The following is a 1,766-nucleotide window of genomic DNA, read 5'->3' on the forward strand; positions in this document are numbered from 1 at the left end:
TGATGTGGGGTGAGCACGGTAAAGGTTTCCGCTCGGAATATGGTCCGGAGTTCTTTGGCAAAGAGTTGTTTACTGAGCTTCGACGCGTAAAAGCTGCATTCGACCCACATAATAAAATGAACCCAGGCAAAATCTGTACGCCACTTGATAGCGATGCAGAGTTGGTAAAAGTAACCGACACCAAACGTGGTTACTATGATCGCCAAATTGACGTACAAGTACGTGACAGCTTTAAACAAGCGATGGAATGTAACGGGAACGGTTTGTGCTTTAACTACGATACCAGTTCGCCGATGTGTCCATCGATGAAAGTGACGGCTGATCGTCGTCATTCGCCAAAAGGGCGCGCTGGATTGGTTCGTGAATGGTTGCGTCAGCTTACTGAGCAAGGTATTGATATTCTTGACCTAGAAAAGCAAACGTTAGAAAACAAAACATCGATCAAAACCATGATTGATCGTGTGCGTCATTCCATTAATCGTCGTCACGAATACGATTTCTCTCATGAAGTTTATGAAGCAATGAACGGCTGCTTAGCGTGTAAAGCGTGTGCGAGCCAATGTCCGATCAAAGTGGATGTTCCAAGTTTCCGTTCCCGCTTTTTAAACATTTATCACTCGCGCTATCAGCGTCCGGCAAAAGATTATTTGGTTGCCAACATTGAAACCATGCTGCCAATGATGGCAAAGGCACCAGCAGTCGTGAACGGCGTATTGAAACAGTCGTGGGTTAAGAGTTTAACGGCTTCAACAGTAGGGTATGTGGATGCGCCGTTGTTGTCTGTTCCTACGTTGAAACAGCGCGTAGAGTCGCTGACAACGCCGTATGATCTGCAAGCGTTGAGTGGTTTGTCTTCGACTGAAAAGAGCAAGCACGTATTAATCGTTCAAGACCCATTTACCAGTTATTACGATGCGGACGTTGTTGAAGACTTCGTCAAGTTGGTTAAAAAGCTAGGTATGCATCCAGTGCTTTTGCCATTTAAGCCAAATGGTAAAGCGCAACACATCAAAGGTTTCCTACGCCAGTTTAAAGAGACCGCGGCTGATACGGCGAAGTTCTTGGCGATGGTGGCGGACTTAGACATTCCGTTGGTCGGCGTTGATCCGGCATTGGTGCTGTGCTATCGAGATGAGTACGCGGAAGTACTCGGTAGCAAGCGAGGCGATTTCGATGTGCTAACGGCTCACGAATGGCTGTACCCAAGGTTGGAAGCGTTTGAAGTAGCAAAGCAACGGGAAAATCAGGAACCGTGGTACTTGTTTGCGCACTGCACTGAAAAAACCAAAATGCCGAACGCAGAGAAAGAATGGGGCGCTATTTTTGCTCACTTTGGCGCGGTATTGAACACAGTACCGGTTGGTTGTTGTGGCATGGCGGGTACATTTGGCCACGAGGTTGATAAGCTGTCGATGTCGAAAGACATATACAATTTAAGTTGGAAACCAAACCTAGATAAGTTAGATAACGAAAGATGTTTGATTACTGGTTATTCTTGCCGAAGCCAAGTAAAACGCTTTGAAGGAACAAAGCCTAAGCATCCCGTTCAAGCACTGTTAACTTTGGTATAATGACATCAAGCCCAGTCTAACTGGGCTTTTTTCCCAATGATGAACATTCCATTTCAAAGGATCTGAACCTTGAGAAAACTTGAACTCAAAGTCCCACCTGTTGCGGTGTTTTTGCTGGTCATACTTCTGATGTACGGGCTTAAAGTCTTGACGCCGAGCATGAACATTCGAGCGCCCTTTGTTGAGTTTGTAGTC

General features: G+C 46.0%; 1 protein-coding gene. It reads left to right on the top strand.

The genetic code is table 11. The annotated features are described in order from the left end of the window. On the top strand, positions 1-1,571 hold a 1,571-nt coding region (locus R7Q47_RS23625; RefSeq protein WP_318089556.1), incomplete at its 5' end, for a (Fe-S)-binding protein. Between the last annotated feature and the right edge of the window lie 195 nt (positions 1,572-1,766).

This window comes from Vibrio sp. Vb0349, assembly GCF_033338975.1.